The organism is Pseudomonas sp. DCB_BI (genome assembly GCF_026240995.1).
In the GTDB taxonomy this organism is placed as follows: Bacteria; Pseudomonadota; Gammaproteobacteria; order Pseudomonadales; family Pseudomonadaceae; genus Aquipseudomonas.
Genome location: NZ_JAPFCG010000037.1, coordinates 1 through 21,987, shown reverse-complemented (window position 1 = coordinate 21,987; position 21,987 = coordinate 1). Strand labels below are relative to the sequence as shown.

Here is a 21,987-nt window from a genome sequence, read left to right as displayed (position 1 = left end):
GCGCTGGCTCATGCCACGCAGCAGACTGACCTGGATATCGGAGCGTTCTTCAACGCTGAGTTCGTGATAAGACATGGCAACACCCTACCGGAAAGGTCAGGTGTTGCACTCAGTTTTTGCCGCCGCCATGCCAATGGCTTTGTCCAGATTGATGGCACTTACTCCAATTTGGCGCTGGTTGAGAGGCTGACGTTGACGGCCACTTCCCAAGCAGGCGGCCCGAACGGCGTCATCTACTACATAGTCAGGGATTTTCCTGGGTATACGACGCCAACCATTGCCCTATCGATGGCTAACAATGTCGGGGTGTGTTGGTCTGGTCAGCTGGTCAATGGCGTTCTTCGCGTGACCTTTTGGGCCACCGCCCGCAATCCTTTTGAAGTGTACGTTTTTGATGTCGCGAGCAGAGGTCAGAGGTTCGCGATCAACTACGGACTGGTGGTGAAAAACAAAACCACGGGAGCAGTGGTTTTTGATTCTCGGATGAAATACATGCGGGTTTTGGGAACAGTCTCAGGAAGGTCTACTAATGGTTCGTTCCCGACGACTGATAGATCGTATCCAGCTCTCAAAAAAATCGCCGTCATCCAGTGCGTATTTTGGGCTTGGTCATTCCACGAGATCATTCCCGACGACCCTAGTAACCCATCAGCGATAGGCCTGATCACGGCCAGCATGATCACCAAGCCCTCTGCTACCAGTGTCCGGCTGCAGGGTGTGAACACCTACAACAATGCCAACAGGCTCAGCTCCAATCCAGTGCCCAACACGTACTGCGCCAGTTATCACTACATCATGCTGGACATCTCGGACTACGACTAAATCTGGCCGTATTAGAGCGCGACAAAATTAGTAAGGGGCGGGCGCTCGACGAGGCGCCTGGTCATGTTGCGCGAATTTTATAATCTCAAAGGGGACAGCTATGCCTTGGTATAGAACCGGCACAGTCGCGATTACGGCTGGCCAGACAACGGTGACCGGCACTGGCACCAACTTTTCGGCAAACGGCAGGGTAGGGGATGCGTTCCTCGGCCCGGATGGGCGCTGGTATGAAGTGACCAACATCGCCAGCGGTACTGTGCTGAGTATCCTGCCGGCCTACCAAGGAGCTACGGTGAGCGGTGGCTCGTACGCCATCACTCCGGTCCAAGGCTACACCAAGACCCTGGCCGACAAGTTCAACGACATCGCGAACACCTGGGGTTCGACGCTTGCTGGTCTGGGCTCGGTGTCGACCGAGAACGTGGTGCCGGTGAACAAGGGTGGTACCGGCGGCAACACCGCAGCCTTAGCTCGCAGCGGCCTTGGGCTGAAAGCTGCGGCTGTGGCGGATATCACCGGCACAGTGAGCCAAAGCGGTGGCGTCCCAACTGGTGCAATCATGGAGATTGGCAGCAACGCGAATGGTCATTACGTAAAGTTCGCATGCGGCCTCATGATCTGTTTCGGAACCGGAACCTACACAGGTGGTGTATCAACCGCAGCCGGCGGTCATTACATTTCTCCCGGTGGTGCAACTATCACCTGGCCGGTTGCCTTCGCGGGAAGCGCACCAGTTGAATTGAGTGGCGGAGTTATAGAAGGCGCGTACAGGGTGATATGTATTCCCTATCGAGCCAATGGCGGTAACGGAACGCTAACGTTCCAGCTATATGTCGCATCGACGGCAGATATTGTTTACTCGTGGAAAGCAGTCGGGAGGTGGTTCTAATGATCATCAAGCTTTCTCCAGTCAGATCTGATCTGCAACTCGCATTGGTCAAGGCTGGCGATACTCTGGAGGTGAACGGCGTTGCCCTGGACTTCTCCCGGTTGGCCGATGGTTCGACCCTGCCTGCTGAAGCGGTCGGGTGTGAGTTCGTAATCGCTCCGGCTGAGCGCGTTAACGGTGACCTGGTGCTGACCCTGATGCTGCCGCACGCCGCGGATGCGCCTGAGGCTGCCCGCTTCCCGGTCGACCTTTATCCGGCTGACGGTCAGGTACAGTTGCCCGGCCTTGACCTGGGCGAACGTCTGACCGCAGCCCCTGGCGTGATTGACTGGTCGCAAGTGATCACCGCCGAGACCAAGGCCCAAGCCGCTGCCGAGCAGTTGCTCAGCACCGTGGTATCCGAAACCGCTCAGCGCCGGGCTGTGGCCGATGCAGCCATTGCCCCGTTGCAGGACGCCGTTGAACTCGACGAGGCCACGGAGGCTGAGGCCGTGCTACTCAAGGAATGGAAGCGCTACCGCGTTGCCCTCAGCCGCTTGCCCGAGCAGGAAGGCTATCCCAATGGGATCGACTGGCCTGTCGTTCCGAGCGTTTAATCAAAATAATCCATAGTGATCACAAATAGATCGTCTGCAAGACAGGCTTTCTTTGCGCTCTCAAACAAGTGATTCCAACGTTCTAATTCTGTTTTGTGTCTTACTTTTTCCCAAAGTTTAATGTAGGAGTTGGTGATGAAATTTTCCCATGTAGTACTTGGGAAATTTGGGGCGTGGTCAGGAAAAGTGTTTTGAATAAATTTATGAAGCTGACCTGATGAGCCTGAAGTAACTGATTTTTCAATCTCATTCATGAGATCAGTTATGTCTTGTGGGAATGGTTTTTTGTTGCCCATATGGGGAATCCACCGTGATTTGAACGAAAAACGTTCCGTGTTGTAGCACTGTCACGGTTGTGATGTCACTCCGCCACTTGGCGGCCTTTTTTGCATGGAGAAACCATGGCCAGACTCACCGAATCCCAGGCCGGAGGCGCGAACGTGCTCCGGTTTCTGGATCTCATCGCCTTTTCAGAGGGCACCTCGACCGTCAAGGCGAGCGACGACGGTTACAACGTGTTGTACGGCGGTAGCCTGTTTCAGGGCTATGCCGATCACCCTCGGCGCAAGCTGACCTTCCCAATCAACGGCAAGCCGGTCACCAGCACCGCTGCCGGGCGGTACCAGCTTCTCGAACGTTACTGGGATGCGTACCGGGTCAGCCTGCGCTTGGCGGGTGGATTCACGCCGGAGAACCAGGACCGTATCGCGCTGCAGCAGATTCGCGAGCGCCGTGCGCTGGACGACATCAAGGCTGGCCGCATTCAGCAGGCGATCGCCAAGTGCTCGAACATCTGGGCCAGTTTTCCCGGGAACAACTACGGACAGAACCCGCACAAGTTGGAAAAGCTCTTGGCCAAGTGGAAAGAGCTAGGCGGGGTGCTGGCATGACGATCAAGACGATTGGTCGCTGCCTGGGCCGGGGCGAAGATGGTTGGCTCTGGTTCTTCTGTAGTGGGTGCGATCTCCCTCACAGCCTGAACGTGGGAGCGGGGCCTGGGCCGCGATGGGGCTACAACGGTAATGCCGAGTCGCCCACCTTCACCCCGTCGGTTCTCTCCCGGTACCGGATGGGCAGCAAGGAGACTATCTGCCACTCCTTCGTCACTGATGGTCGCATCCAGTACCTGAATGACTGCACGCATGAGCTGGCGGGCCAGACGGTCGACCTGCCGGACTGGGCGGTGTCATGGGACAGCTGGTGATCCGGGTGATCGGCGCCGGCCTGTTGATCCTGCTCGGCGCGGCCTCCGGCGTCTGGGTCACGACCAGCCACTTCCGCCCGGCACTCGATGAGGAACAGGACCGGGTCGCTGCGTGCACCGCGGCCCGCGACAACCTCGAAGGCCTGGCACAGGAGCAGGGCAAGGCGTTGGGTGACCTAACCCTGGCCGCGAGTGAGCGCCAGGCAAGGGCAGAGCAGGCAGTGAGCGAAGCCAAGGCCAGCGCGGATCTCGACTACGCCGCGGCGAACCGCCTGCAGCAAGAGCGCACCGGCGGTGACCAGTGTGCAGCCGCAACCTCTATTATCGACAAGGAGCTTGGCCTATGAGGCCGGAACTAAATTCGCCTACTTGCGGGAGCGAAATGGGTATTTGCGAGGCTGCATCCCACGTAATCCGTGGCTTCGCCTGTGGGAGCGGGCTGGTGCTGACCCTGGGACTTACGGGGTGCGCCGGAAAGGTCGAGCCGCAGGTGCAGTATGTGCGCGTCGAGGTGCCTGTGCAGGTGCCGTGCCGCGCGCCGGAGGTGGCTGTGCCACCCTGGGCTGCTACCAGCCTGCGAAATACCGATAGCTTGGAATTGAAGGTGAGGGCTTTGCTGGCTGAGCGTCGCCAGCGGATAGGCTATGAAAAACAACTTGGAGCAGCTATTTCGAGCTGCGACTAGTTCCTATTTGGCACCGCAGCTTCTGGGAAGCTAAAGATTCATAAAATCCTGCCGAAAGCTTTGGTGGCAAACTGCCGCCACCACCCAATGGACCTGAGGGATCGCGATGCATTTTAAAAGCCTTTCGCTTGCTGCTTTGTTCACATTGATCGCTGCACCAGCGCTTGCAGAACAAGATGCAGCGGAGTATGGCAGTTTTGGGGAAGAGGTCACTGATGGATCAGAACTTGTGGCTTATAACTCTTTCTTAGATCAGCTGAAGTTTTCCAAAAACTGGCCAGTCATTAGCGGCTTCAGGGAGGGGGCGACTCTTGACAGTTTCAAAGGCTTTTCGATGATGTCTGGTATGTACGCCAAAATGGTTAAAGAAAATGGTGGGGCGGAGATACCGGAGTACACGACTGATGTATTAGGCCTAAGCAATTTAGCCGGATACAGGTCGTATGCTAAAGCCCATATGGAAGATCCTAATTTTAAACCTACTCCGACTGACTGCGGTGCGGCATTTGTATTTGTATATCCTGCAGTCGTGTCTACGCTACTATTTAACCAGCGGCCTGTCTACTCTACAGGTTTGAGGAAAAATCAAGACCAGTGGAATGAGATGGCGTACCGCTATGCTCCGCTCGTTAAAAGCGACTTTGCGTCCTTGAAGTCTCTATGTGCTGGAAGTGATCCTAAAGTGGTGAGCGGCCTGCAAACGCTGGTATCTAACTTGAACTCCGATGTGGCAGGAGTTTTGCCTGACGTTGATAGAGATTATAAAATTTCAAATTATCCCTATGAGGCGGTTGTTTCGTGCGGTATGAATGGCCAAAATATGAATGTCCAAGCATGTTTTAAGGATTCTGCCTTAAAGCTAACTACTCAAGAGGGTGGTAAACTCTATAATATTTATAATATCTTGCAGGCTGGCTCGATGGAAAAAGATGGTCTTCATGTCGAATTGCCCAAAAAGTTTGAACTGGCAGCCCAGAATAGCCACAATATTTTGGTGCTGACGATTACGATTAAGGATTCAGAAGGAAAAACTATGTACTCTGATCAGCAGGGGCAATATGGTACCATTCGGGTAAGTAATTAAGCCTGTATTGGATGATAGTTATGGTAACTTTTTAATTGTTCCCAATTCGATCAGGAGATATAGCGATGATCTACAATTTGCTGATCAACTGATCGGGGCAAGGCAATGGACAAGCGCACCTTCATTGGAATGGTCGAGGCTGGTGATCCGCTGATACAGCAGGCAGTCGATGCTATGCGTGAGTATCATCAGGCCCAAGATGGCGGCGTGCCGGCGGAGGAGGTGGAGCGCCTGCGCCTCCTGGCTGAGTCGCTGTTCCAGGCGGTATCCGACTACCAGCTTCGTGCTGTAGCGAAGGCTCGCGGCAAGGAACTGCCGCCGCTCCATTAGGCCGTCGATCGGCAGTTGCACCGGCATGTGCAGCCGTAAGGTGCTGTATGTATATACAGTTAACGGCCAGCCGATATGACCGCAACCCTTCCAGTTGAAGCCGACGACAAGCAGGTGTCGATAGACGAACTGCTCCACCTACGTACGCCAAGCGTTTACCTGGTCAAGGTGGACGGCGAAAGCATGCAGGGGGCAGGCATCTACACAGGTGACCTGCTGGTGGTCGACCGCCTGGCTGAGGCTCGATCGGGCCATGTCATCATCGCTGCGTTAAACGGTGAGGCCACCTGCAAGCGAATGGTCATTCGTGACGGGCAGGTTGTCCTCATGGCGGACAATCCGAAGTACCCGTCCCGGTACATTCTTGAGGGTGACCGGTTCGAGGTGTGGGGTGTGGTCACCCACAGCATCCGGGATCATGACCGTCGGCTGTGAGCAGCAGCATAAAGGAAGGGAAACGGTCGGCAGAAAGCCGGATGCGGGCCTAAGCCCGTGGGGAGATTTTCGGGGGTTGGTGAAAATTGGTCTTGCACAGTGCGGCACCGTTTGCAGCGAGCGCCCGCTCAAGGCCTTGATCCGTAAGGCTTTAGGTGTGTCCTGCACGCATGGGGTGCAAGGGGTCGAGTGTTCGAATCACTCCGTCCCGACCATAAAACTCCAAAGAATCCAGTCACTTAGCGGTGACTGGATTTTTTTATGCTTGTGCGTTTTTTCTGGTTGGCAATTTTGCCCCACTTTTTGCCCCGCCGGATTTCAACGACCCTCTACGCAAGAAATTCGGAATCAGAGAATCTCGAGCGCTTACACCCGCTCTTGCAGATGGCAAGGGACGCTCCGTTGTCGCTTAAGAGGAGCCGCTTCTTGCGGCTTGCTGAAGTCTAGTGAGCAGCGCCCGGGCTGCTGGAGAAAAGTGCTTCGATGTTTTTCTATGGACTGTAAAGCCCTGCGGAGCGGGTATCGGGTCTGTTTGTACGAACATGCGGGAGCTTGAGCAGCAGAATGCCGGAATGTGAATCGCCCGAATTGCAAATTTCATGAAAAGTTAGCCAAAGATTTCCTGTGCCAGGTGCAAGAAATCTCTGTTGCTAGGCGATTTCGTGCAATTTAGTAAATCTCTGGTGGCGTCTTCGCGAAAAAAACGCAATCCAGACAAACCACAACGGGTTTAAATTGGATCCAATGCTTTGATTAAACGGTCGCCGCATCCAGCGGCCCATTACAGTCATCGATAGGCCAAGGAGAACGCCGCCATGATGTTGAAGGATCCTTCCACGAAATACCGCCATTTCAACGTGGTCGACCTGCCGGACCGCACCTGGCCGAGTCAGGTACAGCAAAAGGCACCTGTCTGGTGCAGCGTTGATATGCGTGACGGTAACCAGGCGCTGATCGAGCCGATGAACGCCGAGCGCAAGAGGCGCTTCTTCGACCTGCTGGTCAAGGTCGGCTTCAAGGAAATCGAGGTTGGCTTCCCGGCCGCTTCGCAGACTGATTTCGATTACGTGCGCGAACTGATCGAAAGCGGCGCCATCCCCGACGATGTCACCATTCAGGTAATGACCCAGGCGCGCACGCATCTGATCGAGCGCACCTTCGAAGCGCTCAAAGGCGTGCCGCGGGCGATCGTGCATGTCTACAACGCCACTGCACCGGCATTCCGCGAGGTGGTGTTCGGTGTTGATCGCGCTGGCTGTATCGACATCGCCACCCAAGCCACCCGTGAGATCAAGGCGCTGATGCAGGCCAATCCCCAAACCCAGTGGACCTATCAGTATTCGCCTGAAACGTTCTGTTTCACCGAGCTGGATTTCGGGCTGGAAATCTGTGATGCGGTGATCGCCGAGTACAAGCCGACGCCATCCCACAAGATGATCCTCAACCTGCCCACCACTGTCGAAGTGTCTACCGCAAACGTGTTCGCCGACCAGATCGAATGGTTCTGCAGGCATGTGAGCCATCGTGACAGCGTGATCATCAGCGTGCACCCGCACAATGATCGTGGAACCGGGGTTTCCACTGCCGAGCAGGCCTGCCTGGCCGGTGCGGAACGGGTCGAAGGCACCTTGTTCGGTAATGGCGAGCGCACTGGCAACGTCGATATCCTGACCTTGGCCATGAACCTGTACACCAGTGGTATCAGCCCTGAGCTGGACTTCTCGGACATCATCCATGTCCAGCGTGAGGTCGAGTATTGCAACCAGCTGCCCACGCACCCTCGCCATCCCTATGCCGGTGAACTGGTGTTCACCGCTTTCTCCGGCTCCCACCAGGACGCGATCAAGAAAGGCTTCGCGCACCGTCGCGACAACCCTGATGGCTACTGGGAAATCCCCTATCTGCCGATCGACCCCGCCGACATGGGGCGCAGCTACGAGGCCGTTATCCGGGTCAACAGCCAGTCGGGCAAGGGCGGGGTGGCGTACCTGCTGGAACAGCAGGGCATCGTGCTGCCGCGTCGCCTGCAGATGGAGTTCAGCGGCCTGGTGCAGCGTGTTGCCGATGCCAAGGGCCAGGAAGTGACCAGCGACATGATCCTGTCCTGTTTCAACGAGAATTATCTGCAGCAGGGCAAGCCCTACATACTGACCCAGCCCATGCTCACCAGTGACGAAGCCACTACCTACGTGAATGCGCAATTGCTCTTCGACGGCGGCCGTTTGCCATTGAGCGGTGAGGGTAACGGGCCGCTGGCCGCGCTGGTCAACGCCTTCGCCGCGCACGGCCTGCATTTCGACATCGCTGACTACCATGAGCATGCGGTACGTGATGGCGCCCAGGCCGAAGCGATTGCCTACGTGGAGATCCGCGTCAACAGTCAACTGCTGTTCGGAGTCGGCAGAGACAACAGCATTCTCCAGGCCTCGCTGCAGGCACTGGTCAGTGCCGTTTGCAGGGCAACTCGCCAGGGCCTGCTCAAGCCTTTGGGCAACGCTGTCGTCACGGCCTGAGGCACTAGCGGCATGGAAGCGTTAGGAATGGACTACGGGCACGGTGAGGTGGTGGCCAGCCACTGCCACGCCGATGATCAGCTGATCTACGCCGCCAGGGGTGTGATGCGAGTGAGCAGCGACGGTGGCAGCTGGGTGATCCCCTACGGCCACGCGCTGTGGGTGCCAGCGGGGGTAAGCCACGAGATCCGCATGGAAGGCGATGTCTCCATGCGCACCTTGCTGCTGAGCTCGCGGGTCGACCACTGCCAGGTAATCGTGGTTTCCGGCTTGTTGCGCGAGCTGATTCTGGCGGCTTCACGCATGCTCGGGCAGCGCGACGAGTCGCTGGGCGAACACGTTCGGGCGCTGATCCAGCGCGAGCTGGAAGCGGCGCAGCGGATCAACGCGTTCGTACCGGTGCCACACCATGCGAGGCTGCGCGCCTGGTGTGAACACTTCTTCGATGACCCCGCGCAGGACGTGACGCTCGAGCAGTGCGGCGAGCAACTGAACATGAGTTCCCGCAGTGTGGCCAGGCTGTTCCAGCGGGAAGTGGGGATGTCTTACGGCGAATGGCGTGCGCGCACGCGGATGATGCTCAGCCAGCGTTGCCTGGCTGATGGCATGCCGATCATCAACGTCGCCCTGGAGCATGGCTACCAGAGTGCAAGCGCATTTTCCGCGGTGTTCAAGCGCATCTTGGGCTACACGCCCAGTGACTGGCAGGTCAGCGTTCAGGAGACCAGCGCTGCACGCGCTCATTGAACCCAAGGGCTGAGGGGAGCCGGGCGCAACACCCGGTTCGCCGCCTGGCAAAGGTTGTCCCGATTGCGTGTGTGGTTGTCCGGCTTACGGCAGAAGTGCCTAGCCTCGCTCGTTAATCTGGCATCACTCTCCCAGACGTGACATCCCGTGATGCCTGTATCGCGTTTATTGCCGTTTCCGGCACTTACCTGCTCCCTTGTCCTCTTGGCGGCTTGCACTGCGCATGCTCCGCTGGCCCCGCCTGCGCAGACGCTGCAGGCCGACGCACTCAGCGGGCTGCCCGCCGGGGTGAGTCGGCAAGCCTTGTCTGAGGGCTGGTGGATGCTGTACCGCGATCCGCAGCTCAATGACTGGGTGCAGCGGGCACTGGCGCGCAATCAGGACTTGGCGCAAGCCGAGGCAAACGTTCGCGCCCTGCTGGCTGGTATCGATGAATTCGACGCACAGCGCTGGCCATCCACTTCCACCACCTTTGCCGCGACTTACGGCAAGAGCGCCGACGACCAGACGCTGGCCGAGGCGACTGACAGCCATGCGCCGTCCCAGTGGACGTTCAATCCTGGCATCGAGCTGGCCTACCAGGTCGACCTATGGGGGCAAGTACGAAACGAAATCGAACGGGCCAAGGCTCAGGCCGATGCGTCGCGTGAGGCCTGGGGGTTGATGCGCCTGGAGGTCGTGGCGCAAACCAGCCGCGCCTATATCGATCAATGTGTCTACGGTGCGCGCATTCAGGAGGCCCAGCAGTCCATGCAGACGCTGGACAGGAGCCTGCAACTGAGCGAGCGGCAGCTACAGGGCGGGGTTGCCACCGAGCTCGATAGCCAGCGCCTGCTGAGCCTGCGTGAGCAGGTCAAGGCGAGCTTGCCGATGCTTGAGGCGCGCCGGCGTATGGCGTTGTACGAACTGGCCATGCTCAGTGGTCAGGACCCCGCAGCGGCTGCTGCTGAATCGGCAACTTGCCGGACGATCCCTTCGCTGGATGCACCGCTGCCGGCGGGCGATGGCTGGCATCTGCTGGAACGCCGCCCGGATGTGCGCAAGGCTGAGCGTGAGCTTCAGGCCGCGGCGCTGGATGTGAGCATCGTGAGGGCCGATCTGTATCCCAAGGTGAGTTTCGGCGCTTCGCTGACGTCGTCCGATCATCACCTTTCCAATCTGGGGGACAGCCGTGCGGTGGTGTTCGCCATCGGGCCGCTGATCCGTTGGGAGTTTCCCAACATCAAGGCCAACCGTGCACGGGTGAGCAAGGCACAAGCCCTGCGGGAAGCTGCCGTTGCGAAGTACCGGGGGGCGGCCCTGGCGGCGCTCAAGGACGTTCGCCAGGCGTTGGCCCACTTCGACGGCGAGCGGCAACGTGCGTTGGCGCTGCAGTCAGCACTGGCACACAGCCAGCGAGGCTTTGACCTGGCTTTGGTGAATTACCGGGCCGGGGCCCTCGATGCTTTGGAATTGCTCGATGCCGAGCGTGATTTGATCAGCGTACGCGATCGCCATGTGCAAGCCCTGGGTGGGCTTGCACGTGCCCAGATCAACGTGTTCCGGGCCCTGGGCGGAGGCTGGCAGGACACCGCAGCACCGACCACGGCCCAAGGGTTAGCTGCCGAGAGTGAAAAACGACCATGAATGTTGCCGTGGATGAACAGACGCTCGCTAACGACGGGCGCCAGGATGATGCTGTATCTCGCAAGCAGGCCCAGCGCAGGCTGGCGTTATACGGCGGGGGCGGCTTGCTGCTGGTTGCAGTGATGGTTTTCGGCATTTACTGGTACAGCGTCGGGCGCTATCTACAGACCACCGATGACGCTTATGTGCGCGCTGACTGGGTGACGTCGAGTTCGCGCGTGGCGGGTTACGTCGCCAAGGTCGAGGTGGAAGACGATCAGCCAGTTAAAGCAGGTGATGTGCTGGTACGCCTGCAGGACCGCGACTACCGCGCGCGCCTGGAGCAGGCCAAGGCCGACGTGGCTGAAGCAGGCGCCGCCTTCACGGCGGCCCAGGCGCTTTCTCAGGTGGCTGGCGAACGCATCGCGCAACAGCGGCAGGCGATCGTGCAGGCGCAGTCGATGCTGCAAAGCGCTGCTGCCGAGCGCCGTCGCAGCGAACTGGATGTGGCGCGTTACAAGGGCTTGGTGCGCGACAGTGCGGCGACCTTGCAGCGCCTGGAAAAAGCCAACGCCAGCGCTGCGCAGGCGCAGGCAGCGTGGCAGGGCGCCCAGGCGCAGTTGCGCGAGCGTCGTTCGCAGCTGTTGATGGCCAAGGCCCAGGCGGCGTATGCCGACGCCCAAGTCAAGCGCCGTCAGGCTGGGCAGGCCAGTGCCGAGGCCCGTCTGGTGCTGGCCGAGCAGGATGAACAGGACACGTTGATTCGTGCGCCGATCGAGGGCGTTGTCGGGCAGCGTCGGGTACGTGCCGGCCAGCATGTGGTGGCCGGCCAGCCGCTGCTGGCGGTGGTGCCATTGCAGCAGACCTACATCGTGGCCAACTACAAGGAAACCCAGCTGGCCCGCATGCAACCGGGCCAACCAGTGCGGATCAGCGTCGACAGCTTTTCGGAGCGCGAGCTGCGCGGGCGAGTGGCGAGTTTCTCGCCCGCGTCGGGCAATGTGTTCGCACTGCTGCCTTCGGACAATGCCACGGGCAACTTCACCAAGATCGTTCAGCGTTTTCCCGTGCGGATCCTGCTGGACCAACCTGTGAGCGGGCAGCCGATCCTGCCGGGCATGTCGGTGGTGACCACCGTCGATACGCGGCCAACGGAGTCTGCTGATGAGCAGTGAGCAAGCGGTCTCGTTGCGCGCCTGGGTAGCGGTGCTGGGCGGCTTGTTCGGCTGCTTCATGGCGGGCATGAATGTGCACGTGACCAGCGCAGCGCTACCGGAAATCCGCGGCTCGCTGGGCGCCAGTTTCGAAGAAGGCTCATGGATCTCCACCGCTTACCTGGTCGCCGAGATTGTCATGATTCCCTTAACGGCGTGGCTGGTCGAAGTCTTTTCGATGCGCCGGGTGATGTGGACGGGGTCGTTCATCTTTCTGCTGGCCTCCATCGCCTGCTCGTGGGCGCCAAACCTTGAGGCGATGATCATCATCCGCGTCGTCCAGGGGGCTGCCGGCGCCGTCCTCATCCCGCTCTCATTCCAGCTGATCATCACCGAACTGCCAGCGAGTAAGATGGCCATGGGGATGGCGTTGTTCAGCCTGGCGAACAGCGTCGCCCAGGCGGCGGGGCCTTCGATCGGGGGCTTGCTGACGGACGCCTATTCCTGGCGATGGATCTTCTACCTGCAGCTGGTACCTGGCATCGCGCTGCTGGCAGCCATATCTTGGTCGATCGAAGCCAGGCCCATGAAGCTCGAACTGTTGCGCAAGGGCGACTGGCTGGGTATCACGGCCATGGTGCTGGGCCTGGGTGGGCTGCAGATCGTCCTGGAAGAAGGCGGGCGCCTGGACTGGTTCAGTTCGCGCTACATCCTGGCCATGGCTGTGGTCGCAGCCATCGCGCTGGTGGTGTTCGTGGGCACGCAGCTCTACGGTAAGCAGCCGTTCATCAACCTGCGGCTGCTTGGACATTACAACTTCGGCGTTGCCAGCGTTGCCATGTTCGTTTTCGGTGCTGCGACATTCGGGCTGGTCTTTCTGGTTCCCAACTATCTGTCCCAGTTGCAGGGTTTCAGCGCCAGCGATGTGGGTGTTGCACTGATTGCCTACGGCGTGGTGCAGCTGTTATTGGCACCGCTCATGCCACGCCTGATGGCCTGGACCAGCGCCAAATTCATGGTAGCCAGCGGCTTTCTGATCATGGCGCTGGGCTGCTGGCTGGGCGCAGGCCTGACCGCGGACAGCGCGGACAACGTCATCATTCCGTCCACGGTGGTGCGGGGTATCGGACAGCCTTTCATCATGGTGGCGCTTTCGGTGCTGGCGGTGGCCGGGCTGGACAAGCGTGAGGCGGGTTCGGCGTCGGCGGTTTTCTCGATGTTGCGCAACCTTGGCGGAGCGATTGGCACCGCGGCCCTTACCCAGGTGGTAGCAACGCGTGAACGTTTTCACAGCGAGCGCGTTTACGAGCATGTATCGGCGTTTTCGCCAGGGCTGCAGGAGCGGCTGGGGCAGACGTTGCAGACGTGGTTGCCGGCGCAGCAAAAGATACTCGAAGTGTTGGCAGCCACGGTGCGTCGTGAAGCCTACCTGATGGCTTACAGCGATGCCTTTTATGTTTCTTCCCTGGCGCTGATCGGGTGCGCAGTCGCAGCGCTCATATTGCGCACGCAGCGGGCCAAGTAGCTGCGATCAACGTGATTACAAGTGCTAACCAAGGAGCGACTGCAATGGATTGCCCATGCATTAGTGATTAACAATAGTTTGATATGGCGACAGATTATGACGCAGGTGGCTTATGATTAAGTTGCCTTTTTGTCGTGCTTGGTGGTTTAAGAAAGTTTGAAATTTTCATTTATTTGTAGTTGATTTGTAACTTGTGATGGCATAGTTTTTCGGTGCCTGCAGAGGTCGGCGAAATAAAAAACAGCTTCAGTTACAAATAACCTGTTGAGCGAGGTAATCATGTACGATCAGAAAGCCGTTCTTGAGAACAAGAAGTCCGAACTTGGAAACCATCCGATCTTCGCTGAAATCGGTTCACTGCCGGTATTGCGGACTTTCATGGAGACACATGTTTTCGCAGTTTGGGATTTCATGTCGCTGACCAAGCGCCTGCAACAGGAGCTGACCTGCACTTCGCTACCGTGGTTGCCGCCAGTGGACCCGGCCGCAGCGCACCTGATAAACGAAATCGTTCTGGGTGAGGAGTCCGACCAGAACCTCAGCGGTGGGCACTACAGCCACTTCGAGCTGTACCTGCATGCCATGCATGAGATTGGTGCCAGTACCGCGTGCGTCGAGCAATTCGTCCAGCTGATGCGCGACGGCGAAAACCTGCAGGATGCCCTGCACCGTTGCCAGGCTTCTCCGGCGGCAGTGCGCTTTGTCTCCAACACCATCGAAACGGCCGTCAATGCCAAGCCTCACGAGGTAGCCGCGGCCTTCCTGCACGGGCGCGAAAGCGTAATCCCCCGCATGTTCCAGACCATTCTCGATGACTGGGACATCGGCATCGATCAGGCACCGACCTTCCGGTATTACCTGCAACGGCATATCGACGTGGACTCCGATGATCACGGCCCGGCAGCCGAAAAACTGCTCGAGCGCCTAGTCAAGGGCGATGCCCAGCGTCAACAGGAAATGTATGCGGCTGCCATTGCCGCAGTGGACAGCCGTCGTGTGCTGTGGGACGAGCTGCGCGCGGAAATGGCGGAGCAAGCGGTCGAGTGTGTCGCATGAAGTTCGCGGTCATCGAGCAGGACCAGGCGGTATGGCAAGCGGTCCCCAGCGAACGCGGCATCACCCTGACGGTATTCAAGGACACACTGGATGCAACAACCCGTACGGGCGTGCGCACGCGCCTGGTGCGTTTCGCGCCAGGTGGCGGAACGCGCGAAATATATACCCATGATTACCATGAAGAAGTGTATTTGATCGAAGGCGACCAAGTTGAACAGGCGGCTCCCGGTCGTCCGCTCAAGGCCTACGGTGAGGGCAGTTACTTCTACCGCGAAGCGGACACCGAGCACGGGCCATTTCATTCGGAAACGGGCTGTCTGTTGTTTGAGGTTCATTACTACTGAATGCCGGGACGCAAGCAGATGAATGCACAGGAATATCAATCCTTCGCCGAAATATGGGAGCGTCGCGCGACCATTCGTACGCGGCCAAGGCGAACAGTGGAAGATGACGGAAAGTTGATCTACCCGACCAGCCGTCAGCCGCTGGTAACCAGCGAAGTGTTTTTGCAGAAGTGCCCACAGCTCAGGGATTTCGCCCTCGTACAAAGTTTGTATAAGTTTATTAATGACGTAGTGATTTTCGAAACGGAGATTGTCGACAAGACGGCGCGCAGTATCGCCAAAGACAACTTCCCGATCCGCTTTCCGTTTGCCTGTCGCTATGACGCCATGACCGTTGTCGTCGACGAGGATTACCACGCGCTGGTGGCAATGGACTACTTGCAGCAAACCATCGAGCTTACCGGGATCGAGCCCATTTCCTTGCCTCAGGAAATCGAGCTGAGCCGTTCGATCCCCAAAGCGATGGAAATGGCGCCGGACCACCTGAAAGCTGCGGTCGAGCTGATTTGCGTGGCCGTCGCCGAAAATACCCTTACCAATGATGTGGCCGCATTCGCTCGCGACGACACCGTCAAGGAGTCGGTGAAAGGCCTGATGGCCGATCACCTGTCCGATGAGGGGCGACACTCCAGTTTCTGGGCGCGTCTGACGCGTATCTACTGGAGCACTGCATCGGCAGATGACCGTGCCACCATCGCCTCTATCTTGCCGGTGTTTATGCAGCATTACCTGACCAACGACATCCAGAAGCATTTCGACCTGCTGCTGGTCGATAGCCTGGACACCACCGAGCAGGTCAAGGTGGCCTTGCGCGAAGAGGTTGAGGCCATGGCTTTCCCCATCACTGCCGGGCACCCCCTGGTGGGCAACATCATGCGGTTTTTCCAGACGAGCACGATGCTCGAAGATCCAGCCGTACAGGCTGCCCTGGCCGCGTACCGGCGCTGACTTCAACGCAAGGAACTCCGATGAGACGTTTAGAGATTCTGCTGTGCGGAAGCAGCCGGGGGCTCGCCCGCCTGGCCGGCGAATTGCGCCAGATGGGCCATCAGGTCCATCTGCTGGAAACCCCCGCCAGCTTCGACCATTGGCAATTGCACGCCTCGGATCTGATTATCGACGACGCGACCCTGGCCGCCTGGCCAGAGCAGGGCAGCACTCGGCAGATCTCCCTGCGGGTGGCCGACGAGGGGCCTGGCAACCCCATGGCGAGCCTGCAGATGCACCTGATCACCCGTGAAGGCAACCGGCCCTGGCGGTCCCTGGAGGTGCTGGAGGTCGCTGGTGAAGCATCTGGAAACGGCGCCGACCTGGTGGCCAATGCCTTGCGGGAGCTGATCGAGGCGACGGCAGCGCATGTCGGCGGCTACTCGCGCAATGAAGACTATTTTAGCCAGGCGCGCCTGCGGCCTTTGCCGTCCGAAGCGTTGGTTGGGCTTGATAGGCTGGACGCTCTGGCCTTTGCTCACCGCTGCAACATGACGGCCGTACCGCCTATCCGAGAGGCGGCCGCCGTCTCGTTCATCCAGCGCCTGGCTGGCAGCCTGGTGACGCATCGAGACGCGCCGGCCCTGCTGGTCGAGGGGCGTTACATCAGTTACCGCGAACTGCATGCCATGAGTGTCGCGATCCAGGAACGGTTGTTGCCGCTGCTGGATGAACACGACGGCCAGGCGGTGGTAGCCGTCGCCCTGGGCAAGGGCCTGGCACTGTACGCTTCGATTCTGGCCGTGTTGGGTTGCGGGGCGGTCTATCTGCCGCTCGACCCGCAGCACCCCGCCGAGCGGCGCTCCATGATCGTCGAGCACGCCCAGGCAAAAGTCATCATCCACGAGGGTAACGTGGTAGCGCTCGATGCCTGCCAGGGGCTGGATGTCAGCCAGCTGAGCACGGTCCATCGAGGTGTCGGCGGCCATGATGCCATTGCCCTGGCAGCCGATCAGTCGCTGATGCGGGGCCTATGGGATGATCAGCGCGCCTGCGTGGCCATCTATACCTCAGGCACGACCGGAACGCCCAAAGGGGTGCTTCTTTCGGTGGCCAACCTCAGCCATTTCTGTGCCTGGTATGGCGAGCACGTCCAGGTCGGTCCGCAGACCCGCGCGTTGCAGTTTTCGACGATCAACTTCGATGCCTCCATGCTGGACATCTTCCCGACCTTGATCGCTGGCGGTTGCCTGGTCGTGCCCAGCGAAGATCAACGCCGCGATCCCGCTGCCCTGGCGTTGTTGATCGGGCAGGCTGAAGTCAGCCATGCCTTCCTTCCGCCTGCCTTGCTCAGCATCATGCCGCTGGAAAGCCTGCACGGCATACGTCACCTGGTGACCGGCGGTGATGTGTGCGAGCCGCATGTCATCGATGGCCTGGGTGCGCATTGCCACTTGCACAACATCTACGGGCCTACTGAGACGACGGTGCTGGCGACCAGCAGAGAGATGCGCCCAGGCGATTCCAATCGCCTGCTGGGCATGCCGATCGCCAATACCCGGCTCTACCTGCTGGACGAGCAGGGTATACCGGTAGCCCAAGGCGAAAGCGGTGAGGTCTACATCGCCGGGCCAGGGGTGGGGCTGGGCTACCTGAACAACCCCGGTGCGACCTTGGAGCGCTATTTGCCTGGTGCTGGCGGGTTGCAGGGTGAGCGGCTGTATCGCACCGGCGATCTGGCGCGTTGGGGCAGGGAAGGCCTGGAAATCATCGGGCGGCTGGATAACCAGGTGAAGATCCGCGGTTTTCGCGTCGAGCCCGAAGAGGTCGAGCACGTTCTGCGCGGCAGCAACCTGTTTGCGCAGCTGGCCGTGGTCATCGATGAGCAGCGCCGCATCGTGGCGTTTTTCGCCGAGCCGCGAACGCTGGATGCACAGCGTGCCCAACTGGCATTGCAGGCCCATGCCGAAAAGCACCTGCCCGATTACATGCGCCCGTCGCGGTGGCGTCTGCTGGACACCTTCCCGGCAACCGCTAACGGCAAGGTCGACCGCAAGGCATTACGCCTATTGCCCGACGACAGCCGCCCACGGCAGGTGCGCGAGCAGCCCCTGAGCGCGGGTCTGCAGCAGCTGTTGTCCATCTGGGCGAGCTTGCTGGAAATCGATGCCGACGAGATCGGCCTGGATGACAGCTTCTTCAACCTGGGTGGGCACTCGATCCTGCTTTCGCGCATGCTCATGGACATCCGCGATTCGTTCGGCAAAGGGGTGTCGATCAACCGTTTCATCGAACTGCCCACCCTTGCCAACCTGGACCGCCTGCTCGCCGAGGAGGATATCGCTGATGCCATTGTCAGCCCCAGGGCGCTGGCCGATGCCAATCTCAGTGTCGCGCTCGATATTCTGCCGCTCAGCCAGATGGGCGACCTGCACAAGGTCATTGTCACCGGGGCCAATGGCTTCCTCGGCGTGCATATCGTCGAAGCGTTGCTGGAGCTGGGGTCCACTGAAGTGGCCTGCCTGGTGCGTGCCAGCGCGGGTCAATCGGCGCAAGAGCGTTTCGATCAGGCATTGGTCGACAACCGCCTGGAACACTTGGACATGAGCCGCGTGCGCGTTCTGGCAGCCGATATCAGTCAACCGATGCTGGGGCTGGGCGCCGAAGAGTACGAGCGGCTTGATCGGGAGTACGGCGTACTGATCTACAACGCTGCCAATGTCAACCACGTGCTCGACTATGAGTCATTGGTCAAAGACAACGTCGCGCCCGTGATCGAGTGCCTGAAATTGTGCGAAGGGCGGCGCAAGAAAATCTTCAACTTCATCTCGACCCTGTCGGCGTCCAGTAGCGTCGACAGCGATGGTCGCGTGTTGGAGACCCCCCCTGCGGCGACCCCCCCGATCTATATCCGTAACGGGTACAACCTTTCCAAATGGGTAGGCGAACGCATCCTGTGGAATGCCAGCGAACGGGGGGTGAAAGTAAACCTGTACCGCCCCGGCAACATCGCCTTCAATACCCGTACCGGCGTCTGTCAGCCACACCAGAACCGTTTGATGCTGATGCTCAAGGGGTCTTTGCAACTCAAGGAGGTGCCGCAGCTGTCGCTGAACTTCGACCTGATGCCGGTCGACTTCCTGGCTCGGTTCATCGGTTTCCATGCCAGCCGCCACACCAGCAACCGGGCTGTGTTCAACCTGCACAACCCGCAACCCTTGAGCTGGGACACCTACGTGGAAGCGTTTCGCCCCATGGGCCACGACTTCAAATGGGTCACGATCAGCGATTGGCAGCGGCGTCTATCGACCATTGAAAGTGACAACGCGCTGTTTGGCGTGGTCGGCTTCTACCTCAATGGGTTCGAAGAAGACATCGGTGACATTTCGTTGATCGAACACGGCAACGCCCGCCAAGGCATCGGCATCATGGGCGAGGAATACCCGGCAAAGAGCCCGACGCTATTGCGTCTAGGGTGCGAGTTCTTGAAAGAAATCGACTTCATCTGACTAATCAAAGGAGCTGAACATGCAACATTGCGAACCCGATACCCTGATCCAGAACCCTGTTGGCGAGCCCGTGGTGGCCTCTATTTCGGTGAATGCCGATGCCCGAAGCGTGTGGAATATCGTGGGCAACTTTGCCGGTTTCCCGGTCTTCATTCCGGCACTTTCACATATCGAAATGACCGGTACCGGCGTGCGTTCGGTACGCAAGAAGCTGTTCAAGGACGGCAACGTGGTGATCGAGCAGCTCAACACCCACGACGACCAGCGCATGGTCATGACCTGGTCGCTGATCTATACCTCGCTGAATATCGGTAACCTCTGGGCCCGCATGGAGGTTCAAGAGCAGGGCCCGGGCCAGTCGGTGGCGACCTGGACCATCATCGGTGAGCCTTATACCGGCGGCCCGCAGGACCAGCCCGCATTCCAGGCGTTCTTGCAGGGGTTTGCAGACGGGGCGATGAACAACGTCAAACAGATGTTTGCCTGACTGTAACGGCGTTGCACCGAGGCCCGCGTGTTCATTGAAGGCGCGGGCCTTTTTTTGGCAGTGTTATTCCTGCGCCGTCGGCGCCATCCGCGCTTCCAGCTCGGCGACTTGCTTCTCCAGGGCTTCGAGGCGCGCGCGAGTGCGCGCCAGAACGACCATCTGGTTATCGAATTCTTCACGGCTGACCAGGTCCAGCTTGCTGAAGGCACCTTGCATAAGCACCTTGAATTGGCTTTCCAGTTCGGCTCGGGGCTGGGGGGTATCGCCGCTGAGCAGGCGTGAAGCCTGGTCGCTGAGGGCGTCAAGAAGGGCTTTGGGCGCAAGCATGTTCGACTGTCCACTGAAACTGGGAAATGGCCCGCAATGTAGCTCGCAGCCATTTGGCGTTTGGCCGTGGCCGGTGCCGGTGCCGGGGCAGCGTCCTCCGTGCTGGTCGGCGCGGGTGCCGTGTTGAGCCTGGCCGGAATCATCAACTCTGACGCGTTGAAGAACCTGTAAAACAGCCTGGCTGAACAGGTTATCGATCGTTACTTCAAGAACACGCCAGATGCGGCTTACCCGGAACATTGGCTGGCGCCTGATCTGCAATTAGTACCCTTCGAAATGATTACTAGCGTCTATTCGGGCAACGTAGCTGCCGTGCACTGGACCCTCTCCATCAACAGCGTTACTGCCAGCCAGGCGGAGTTCGTCGAAGACCCCGACAGCGGCGCGAGCGCGGGTTCGGGCGCAGGTGTCTGGTATGGCGGTGGCGGCACCGTGCCTGTGATTATCACGCTTCCCGACGGGCCGGTTGCAAGGATCGATATCGGCCCGCTGGAATTCCCCGATCCTAACCAAGACAGCTATGGTTGCTGCTCCGGAAGCCAGGACGGCTACTTCTGAAAAAAGCCTGATACGCTTCCTGGCGTCAACGGTTTGCTCCGAAATGAGTCAGGAAGAGTCATGCTGCATCTGATCGCTGAACACGCAAAGTTACCAGGCAGGACCAAGGCGCTCGTCTGCTGGTCTTTCGCCTTGACCAGCCTGCTTGTAGCGGGCGTGCTATGGCGCAATGCAGCGCTGCGCTCCAATTATTCGACGAGCTGTCGACCAGCAGGCTGCAAATGGCTCGGGTGAACATGCAGTTCACCCAGCGGAAAAGCCGCGATCTTAGCAAATCCGGTTGCGGGATGGTGGTCACATCCAGAGCGGTTGCAGGGTGTGCTGTCTGTCTCGCGATAATGGCAAAGGGTCAGCATGGACTTGCGCGACCCAGCCCTCGAAACTGATCCATTCGCATCTGGACCAGGGCCGGTCATGAATAACCTGCAACGCACACTTTCTCTCATGCTGCTGCTGGCCGCAGCTTCGTTGACCGCCTGCGTCCCCTGGAAACGCGAACGCGCCGCCTACGCGGACCTTTGCGAATCCGAGTTCCAGTTCAAAGTGCCAGGCCCGCAGGGGGAGACCACCCTCTACCTGGAAACCTACCTCTACGACCATGCCGCCCTATGGGGCGAAAAGCGCTATGAGCAAAGCCTGTACGTGCAGTACCCGGGCGAGAAGTACTCGCGGCAGGAATTCTTTGTGCAAATGATCGCCTACAACAAAGACCGCCAACGGCCATCGACTGATTCCAAGCGTGGCGAACCGCCGATACCGGTGCTGTATGACAGCCGTCAGGCTTACATCACCTTTGAAGACGGCTCGCGCCTGAATGCGCGGCCCGAGGTGTACTTGGGCACCAACGAGACCTACGACTTTCCGTTGGTGAATGTGAAGACCGCCCGGCCATCGCCATATGACATCAACAGCGATGAAGTGCACCGGATGATTCCCAGGATGACCAACAACAAGCGCTATGGCTCGGCTTACGTGATCTTTCAGACGGACAAGTTCGAGGCAGATTCCAAGTGGACGATTCATCTGGGGGCACTGGATGTGCAGGGCCGCAAGGTGCAGATTCCGCCGCTGAAGCTCTGCTATCACCCCGTTAAGAAATGGATCGGGATCGAGCCACTCATGCGGCCTTGAGTGGAAGGTGTCCGCCATGGGAGGTTGGGTGGCGGTGAGATCGCGCGCCGCGCGGGCGG

The 21,987-nt window shown here is 59.1% G+C and carries 24 protein-coding genes; 22 read left to right on the top strand and 2 right to left on the bottom strand.

Annotated elements, in window-relative coordinates; all coding sequences use genetic code 11:
- From OO258_RS26890 to OO258_RS26880, 3 genes are all read left to right on the top strand, one after another.
- A partial coding sequence (locus OO258_RS26890; RefSeq protein ID WP_266034843.1) for a hypothetical protein occupies window positions 1–822 on the top strand: 822 nt, incomplete at its 5' end.
- Window positions 823–922: 100 nt separating this feature from the next.
- Complete coding sequence (locus OO258_RS26885) at window positions 923–1,711, top strand: phage tail protein (protein ID WP_266034840.1); 789 nt, start codon at window positions 923–925, stop codon at window positions 1,709–1,711.
- The gene (locus OO258_RS26880) at window positions 1,711–2,307 is read left to right on the top strand and encodes a tail fiber assembly protein (protein ID WP_266034838.1); all 597 of its coding nucleotides are present in this window, start codon (window positions 1,711–1,713) and stop codon (window positions 2,305–2,307) included. The genes OO258_RS26885 and OO258_RS26880 overlap by 1 nt, the downstream gene beginning before the upstream one ends.
- Here the strand turns inward: OO258_RS26880 and OO258_RS26875 are convergent.
- Window positions 2,304–2,603 carry a hypothetical protein gene (locus tag OO258_RS26875; RefSeq protein ID WP_266034833.1) on the bottom strand — a complete coding sequence of 100 codons (300 nt, stop codon included), beginning with the start codon at window positions 2,601–2,603 and terminating at the stop codon, window positions 2,304–2,306. The genes OO258_RS26880 and OO258_RS26875 overlap by 4 nt on opposite strands.
- Window positions 2,604–2,708: 105 nt before the next feature.
- Between OO258_RS26875 and OO258_RS26870 the strand changes: the two genes are divergently transcribed.
- The 16 genes from OO258_RS26870 to OO258_RS26795 all read left to right on the top strand — a co-directional run bounded on the left by OO258_RS26870 (window position 2,709) and on the right by OO258_RS26795 (window position 19,912).
- A complete protein-coding gene (locus OO258_RS26870) occupies window positions 2,709–3,197 on the top strand; it encodes a glycoside hydrolase family 104 protein (protein WP_266034830.1) in 489 nt (162 codons plus the stop codon).
- Window positions 3,194–3,511 (top strand): DUF6527 family protein, encoded by a 318-nt coding sequence (locus tag OO258_RS26865; protein WP_266034827.1) that lies wholly within the window; start codon window positions 3,194–3,196, stop codon window positions 3,509–3,511. Before OO258_RS26870 ends, OO258_RS26865 begins: the two co-directional genes overlap by 4 nt.
- Entirely contained in the window at window positions 3,496–3,858 is a 363-nt protein-coding gene (locus OO258_RS26860) for a hypothetical protein (protein WP_266034825.1), read from the top strand. The genes OO258_RS26865 and OO258_RS26860 overlap by 16 nt, the downstream gene beginning before the upstream one ends.
- Before the next feature lie 444 nt (window positions 3,859–4,302).
- On the top strand, window positions 4,303–5,280 hold the full coding sequence (locus OO258_RS26855) for a hypothetical protein (RefSeq protein WP_266034823.1): 978 nt from the start codon (window positions 4,303–4,305) through the stop codon (window positions 5,278–5,280).
- A gap of 105 nt (window positions 5,281–5,385) precedes the next feature.
- Window positions 5,386–5,610 carry a hypothetical protein gene (locus OO258_RS26850; protein WP_266034821.1) on the top strand — a complete coding sequence of 75 codons (225 nt, stop codon included), beginning with the start codon at window positions 5,386–5,388 and terminating at the stop codon, window positions 5,608–5,610.
- A 75-nt stretch (window positions 5,611–5,685) separates the two neighbouring features.
- Window positions 5,686–6,045, top strand: coding sequence for a LexA family protein (locus tag OO258_RS26845; protein ID WP_266034819.1), 360 nt, complete (start codon window positions 5,686–5,688; stop codon window positions 6,043–6,045).
- 815 nt (window positions 6,046–6,860) lie between these two features.
- Complete coding sequence (gene leuA / locus OO258_RS26840) at window positions 6,861–8,558, top strand: 2-isopropylmalate synthase (RefSeq protein WP_266034816.1); 1,698 nt, start codon at window positions 6,861–6,863, stop codon at window positions 8,556–8,558.
- A 12-nt stretch (window positions 8,559–8,570) separates the two neighbouring features.
- On the top strand, window positions 8,571–9,305 hold the full coding sequence (locus tag OO258_RS26835; protein ID WP_266034813.1) for an AraC family transcriptional regulator: 735 nt from the start codon (window positions 8,571–8,573) through the stop codon (window positions 9,303–9,305).
- Window positions 9,306–9,455: 150 nt separating this feature from the next.
- Window positions 9,456–10,931: an efflux transporter outer membrane subunit gene (locus OO258_RS26830; protein WP_266034810.1), complete on the top strand. Its 1,476-nt coding sequence runs from the start codon at window positions 9,456–9,458 to the stop codon at window positions 10,929–10,931.
- Complete coding sequence (locus tag OO258_RS26825) at window positions 10,928–12,085, top strand: HlyD family secretion protein (RefSeq protein WP_266034807.1); 1,158 nt, start codon at window positions 10,928–10,930, stop codon at window positions 12,083–12,085. The genes OO258_RS26830 and OO258_RS26825 overlap by 4 nt, the downstream gene beginning before the upstream one ends.
- On the top strand, window positions 12,075–13,589 hold the full coding sequence (locus tag OO258_RS26820; RefSeq protein WP_266034804.1) for an MDR family MFS transporter: 1,515 nt from the start codon (window positions 12,075–12,077) through the stop codon (window positions 13,587–13,589). The genes OO258_RS26825 and OO258_RS26820 overlap by 11 nt, the downstream gene beginning before the upstream one ends.
- A 279-nt stretch (window positions 13,590–13,868) precedes the next feature.
- Window positions 13,869–14,645, top strand: coding sequence for a DUF3050 domain-containing protein (locus tag OO258_RS26815; protein ID WP_266034802.1), 777 nt, complete (start codon window positions 13,869–13,871; stop codon window positions 14,643–14,645).
- Window positions 14,642–14,989 carry a cupin domain-containing protein gene (locus OO258_RS26810; RefSeq protein ID WP_266034799.1) on the top strand — a complete coding sequence of 116 codons (348 nt, stop codon included), beginning with the start codon at window positions 14,642–14,644 and terminating at the stop codon, window positions 14,987–14,989. The genes OO258_RS26815 and OO258_RS26810 overlap by 4 nt, the downstream gene beginning before the upstream one ends.
- 18 nt (window positions 14,990–15,007) lie before the next feature.
- Complete coding sequence (locus OO258_RS26805) at window positions 15,008–15,937, top strand: diiron oxygenase (RefSeq protein ID WP_266034796.1); 930 nt, start codon at window positions 15,008–15,010, stop codon at window positions 15,935–15,937.
- A 20-nt stretch (window positions 15,938–15,957) separates the two neighbouring features.
- Window positions 15,958–19,425: an amino acid adenylation domain-containing protein gene (locus tag OO258_RS26800; protein WP_266034793.1), complete on the top strand. Its 3,468-nt coding sequence runs from the start codon at window positions 15,958–15,960 to the stop codon at window positions 19,423–19,425.
- 19 nt (window positions 19,426–19,444) lie between these two features.
- Window positions 19,445–19,912, top strand: a complete 468-nt coding sequence (locus OO258_RS26795; RefSeq protein ID WP_266034789.1) for an SRPBCC family protein — start codon at window positions 19,445–19,447, stop codon at window positions 19,910–19,912.
- 63 nt (window positions 19,913–19,975) lie between these two features.
- On the opposite strand, the gene OO258_RS26790 is transcribed toward OO258_RS26795, so the two are convergent.
- The gene (locus OO258_RS26790; protein ID WP_266034850.1) at window positions 19,976–20,239 is read right to left on the bottom strand and encodes an accessory factor UbiK family protein; all 264 of its coding nucleotides are present in this window, start codon (window positions 20,237–20,239) and stop codon (window positions 19,976–19,978) included.
- A gap of 312 nt (window positions 20,240–20,551) precedes the next feature.
- Between OO258_RS26790 and OO258_RS26785 the strand changes: the two genes are divergently transcribed.
- The 3 genes from OO258_RS26785 to OO258_RS26775 all read left to right on the top strand — a co-directional run bounded on the left by OO258_RS26785 (window position 20,552) and on the right by OO258_RS26775 (window position 21,928).
- Window positions 20,552–20,797, top strand: coding sequence for a hypothetical protein (locus OO258_RS26785; RefSeq protein WP_266034787.1), 246 nt, complete (start codon window positions 20,552–20,554; stop codon window positions 20,795–20,797).
- 60 nt (window positions 20,798–20,857) lie between these two features.
- Entirely contained in the window at window positions 20,858–21,031 is a 174-nt protein-coding gene (locus OO258_RS26780; protein ID WP_266034784.1) for a hypothetical protein, read from the top strand.
- A 180-nt stretch (window positions 21,032–21,211) separates the two neighbouring features.
- Window positions 21,212–21,928, top strand: coding sequence for a hypothetical protein (locus OO258_RS26775; RefSeq protein WP_266034847.1), 717 nt, complete (start codon window positions 21,212–21,214; stop codon window positions 21,926–21,928).
- Window positions 21,929–21,987 lie beyond the last annotated feature (59 nt).

Excerpts from the sequence above, each read along its gene's own strand:
- OO258_RS26885 (WP_266034840.1), top strand. The coding sequence starts at position 923 with ATGCCTTGGTATAGAACCGGCACAGTCGCGATTACGGCTGGCCAGACA.
- OO258_RS26880 (WP_266034838.1), top strand. The coding sequence starts at position 1,711 with ATGATCATCAAGCTTTCTCCAGTCAGATCTGATCTGCAACTCGCATTG.
- OO258_RS26875 (WP_266034833.1), bottom strand. The coding sequence starts at position 2,603 with ATGGGCAACAAAAAACCATTCCCACAAGACATAACTGATCTCATGAAT.
- OO258_RS26870 (WP_266034830.1), top strand. The coding sequence starts at position 2,709 with ATGGCCAGACTCACCGAATCCCAGGCCGGAGGCGCGAACGTGCTCCGG.
- OO258_RS26865 (WP_266034827.1), top strand. The coding sequence starts at position 3,194 with ATGACGATCAAGACGATTGGTCGCTGCCTGGGCCGGGGCGAAGATGGT.
- OO258_RS26860 (WP_266034825.1), top strand. The coding sequence starts at position 3,496 with ATGGGACAGCTGGTGATCCGGGTGATCGGCGCCGGCCTGTTGATCCTG.
- OO258_RS26855 (WP_266034823.1), top strand. The coding sequence starts at position 4,303 with ATGCATTTTAAAAGCCTTTCGCTTGCTGCTTTGTTCACATTGATCGCT.
- OO258_RS26850 (WP_266034821.1), top strand. The coding sequence starts at position 5,386 with ATGGACAAGCGCACCTTCATTGGAATGGTCGAGGCTGGTGATCCGCTG.
- OO258_RS26845 (WP_266034819.1), top strand. The coding sequence starts at position 5,686 with ATGACCGCAACCCTTCCAGTTGAAGCCGACGACAAGCAGGTGTCGATA.
- leuA (WP_266034816.1), top strand. The coding sequence starts at position 6,861 with ATGATGTTGAAGGATCCTTCCACGAAATACCGCCATTTCAACGTGGTC.
- OO258_RS26835 (WP_266034813.1), top strand. The coding sequence starts at position 8,571 with ATGGAAGCGTTAGGAATGGACTACGGGCACGGTGAGGTGGTGGCCAGC.
- OO258_RS26830 (WP_266034810.1), top strand. The coding sequence starts at position 9,456 with ATGCCTGTATCGCGTTTATTGCCGTTTCCGGCACTTACCTGCTCCCTT.
- OO258_RS26825 (WP_266034807.1), top strand. The coding sequence starts at position 10,928 with ATGAATGTTGCCGTGGATGAACAGACGCTCGCTAACGACGGGCGCCAG.
- OO258_RS26820 (WP_266034804.1), top strand. The coding sequence starts at position 12,075 with ATGAGCAGTGAGCAAGCGGTCTCGTTGCGCGCCTGGGTAGCGGTGCTG.
- OO258_RS26815 (WP_266034802.1), top strand. The coding sequence starts at position 13,869 with ATGTACGATCAGAAAGCCGTTCTTGAGAACAAGAAGTCCGAACTTGGA.
- OO258_RS26810 (WP_266034799.1), top strand. The coding sequence starts at position 14,642 with ATGAAGTTCGCGGTCATCGAGCAGGACCAGGCGGTATGGCAAGCGGTC.
- OO258_RS26805 (WP_266034796.1), top strand. The coding sequence starts at position 15,008 with ATGAATGCACAGGAATATCAATCCTTCGCCGAAATATGGGAGCGTCGC.
- OO258_RS26800 (WP_266034793.1), top strand. The coding sequence starts at position 15,958 with ATGAGACGTTTAGAGATTCTGCTGTGCGGAAGCAGCCGGGGGCTCGCC.
- OO258_RS26795 (WP_266034789.1), top strand. The coding sequence starts at position 19,445 with ATGCAACATTGCGAACCCGATACCCTGATCCAGAACCCTGTTGGCGAG.
- OO258_RS26790 (WP_266034850.1), bottom strand. The coding sequence starts at position 20,239 with ATGCTTGCGCCCAAAGCCCTTCTTGACGCCCTCAGCGACCAGGCTTCA.
- OO258_RS26780 (WP_266034784.1), top strand. The coding sequence starts at position 20,858 with ATGCTGCATCTGATCGCTGAACACGCAAAGTTACCAGGCAGGACCAAG.
- OO258_RS26775 (WP_266034847.1), top strand. The coding sequence starts at position 21,212 with ATGAATAACCTGCAACGCACACTTTCTCTCATGCTGCTGCTGGCCGCA.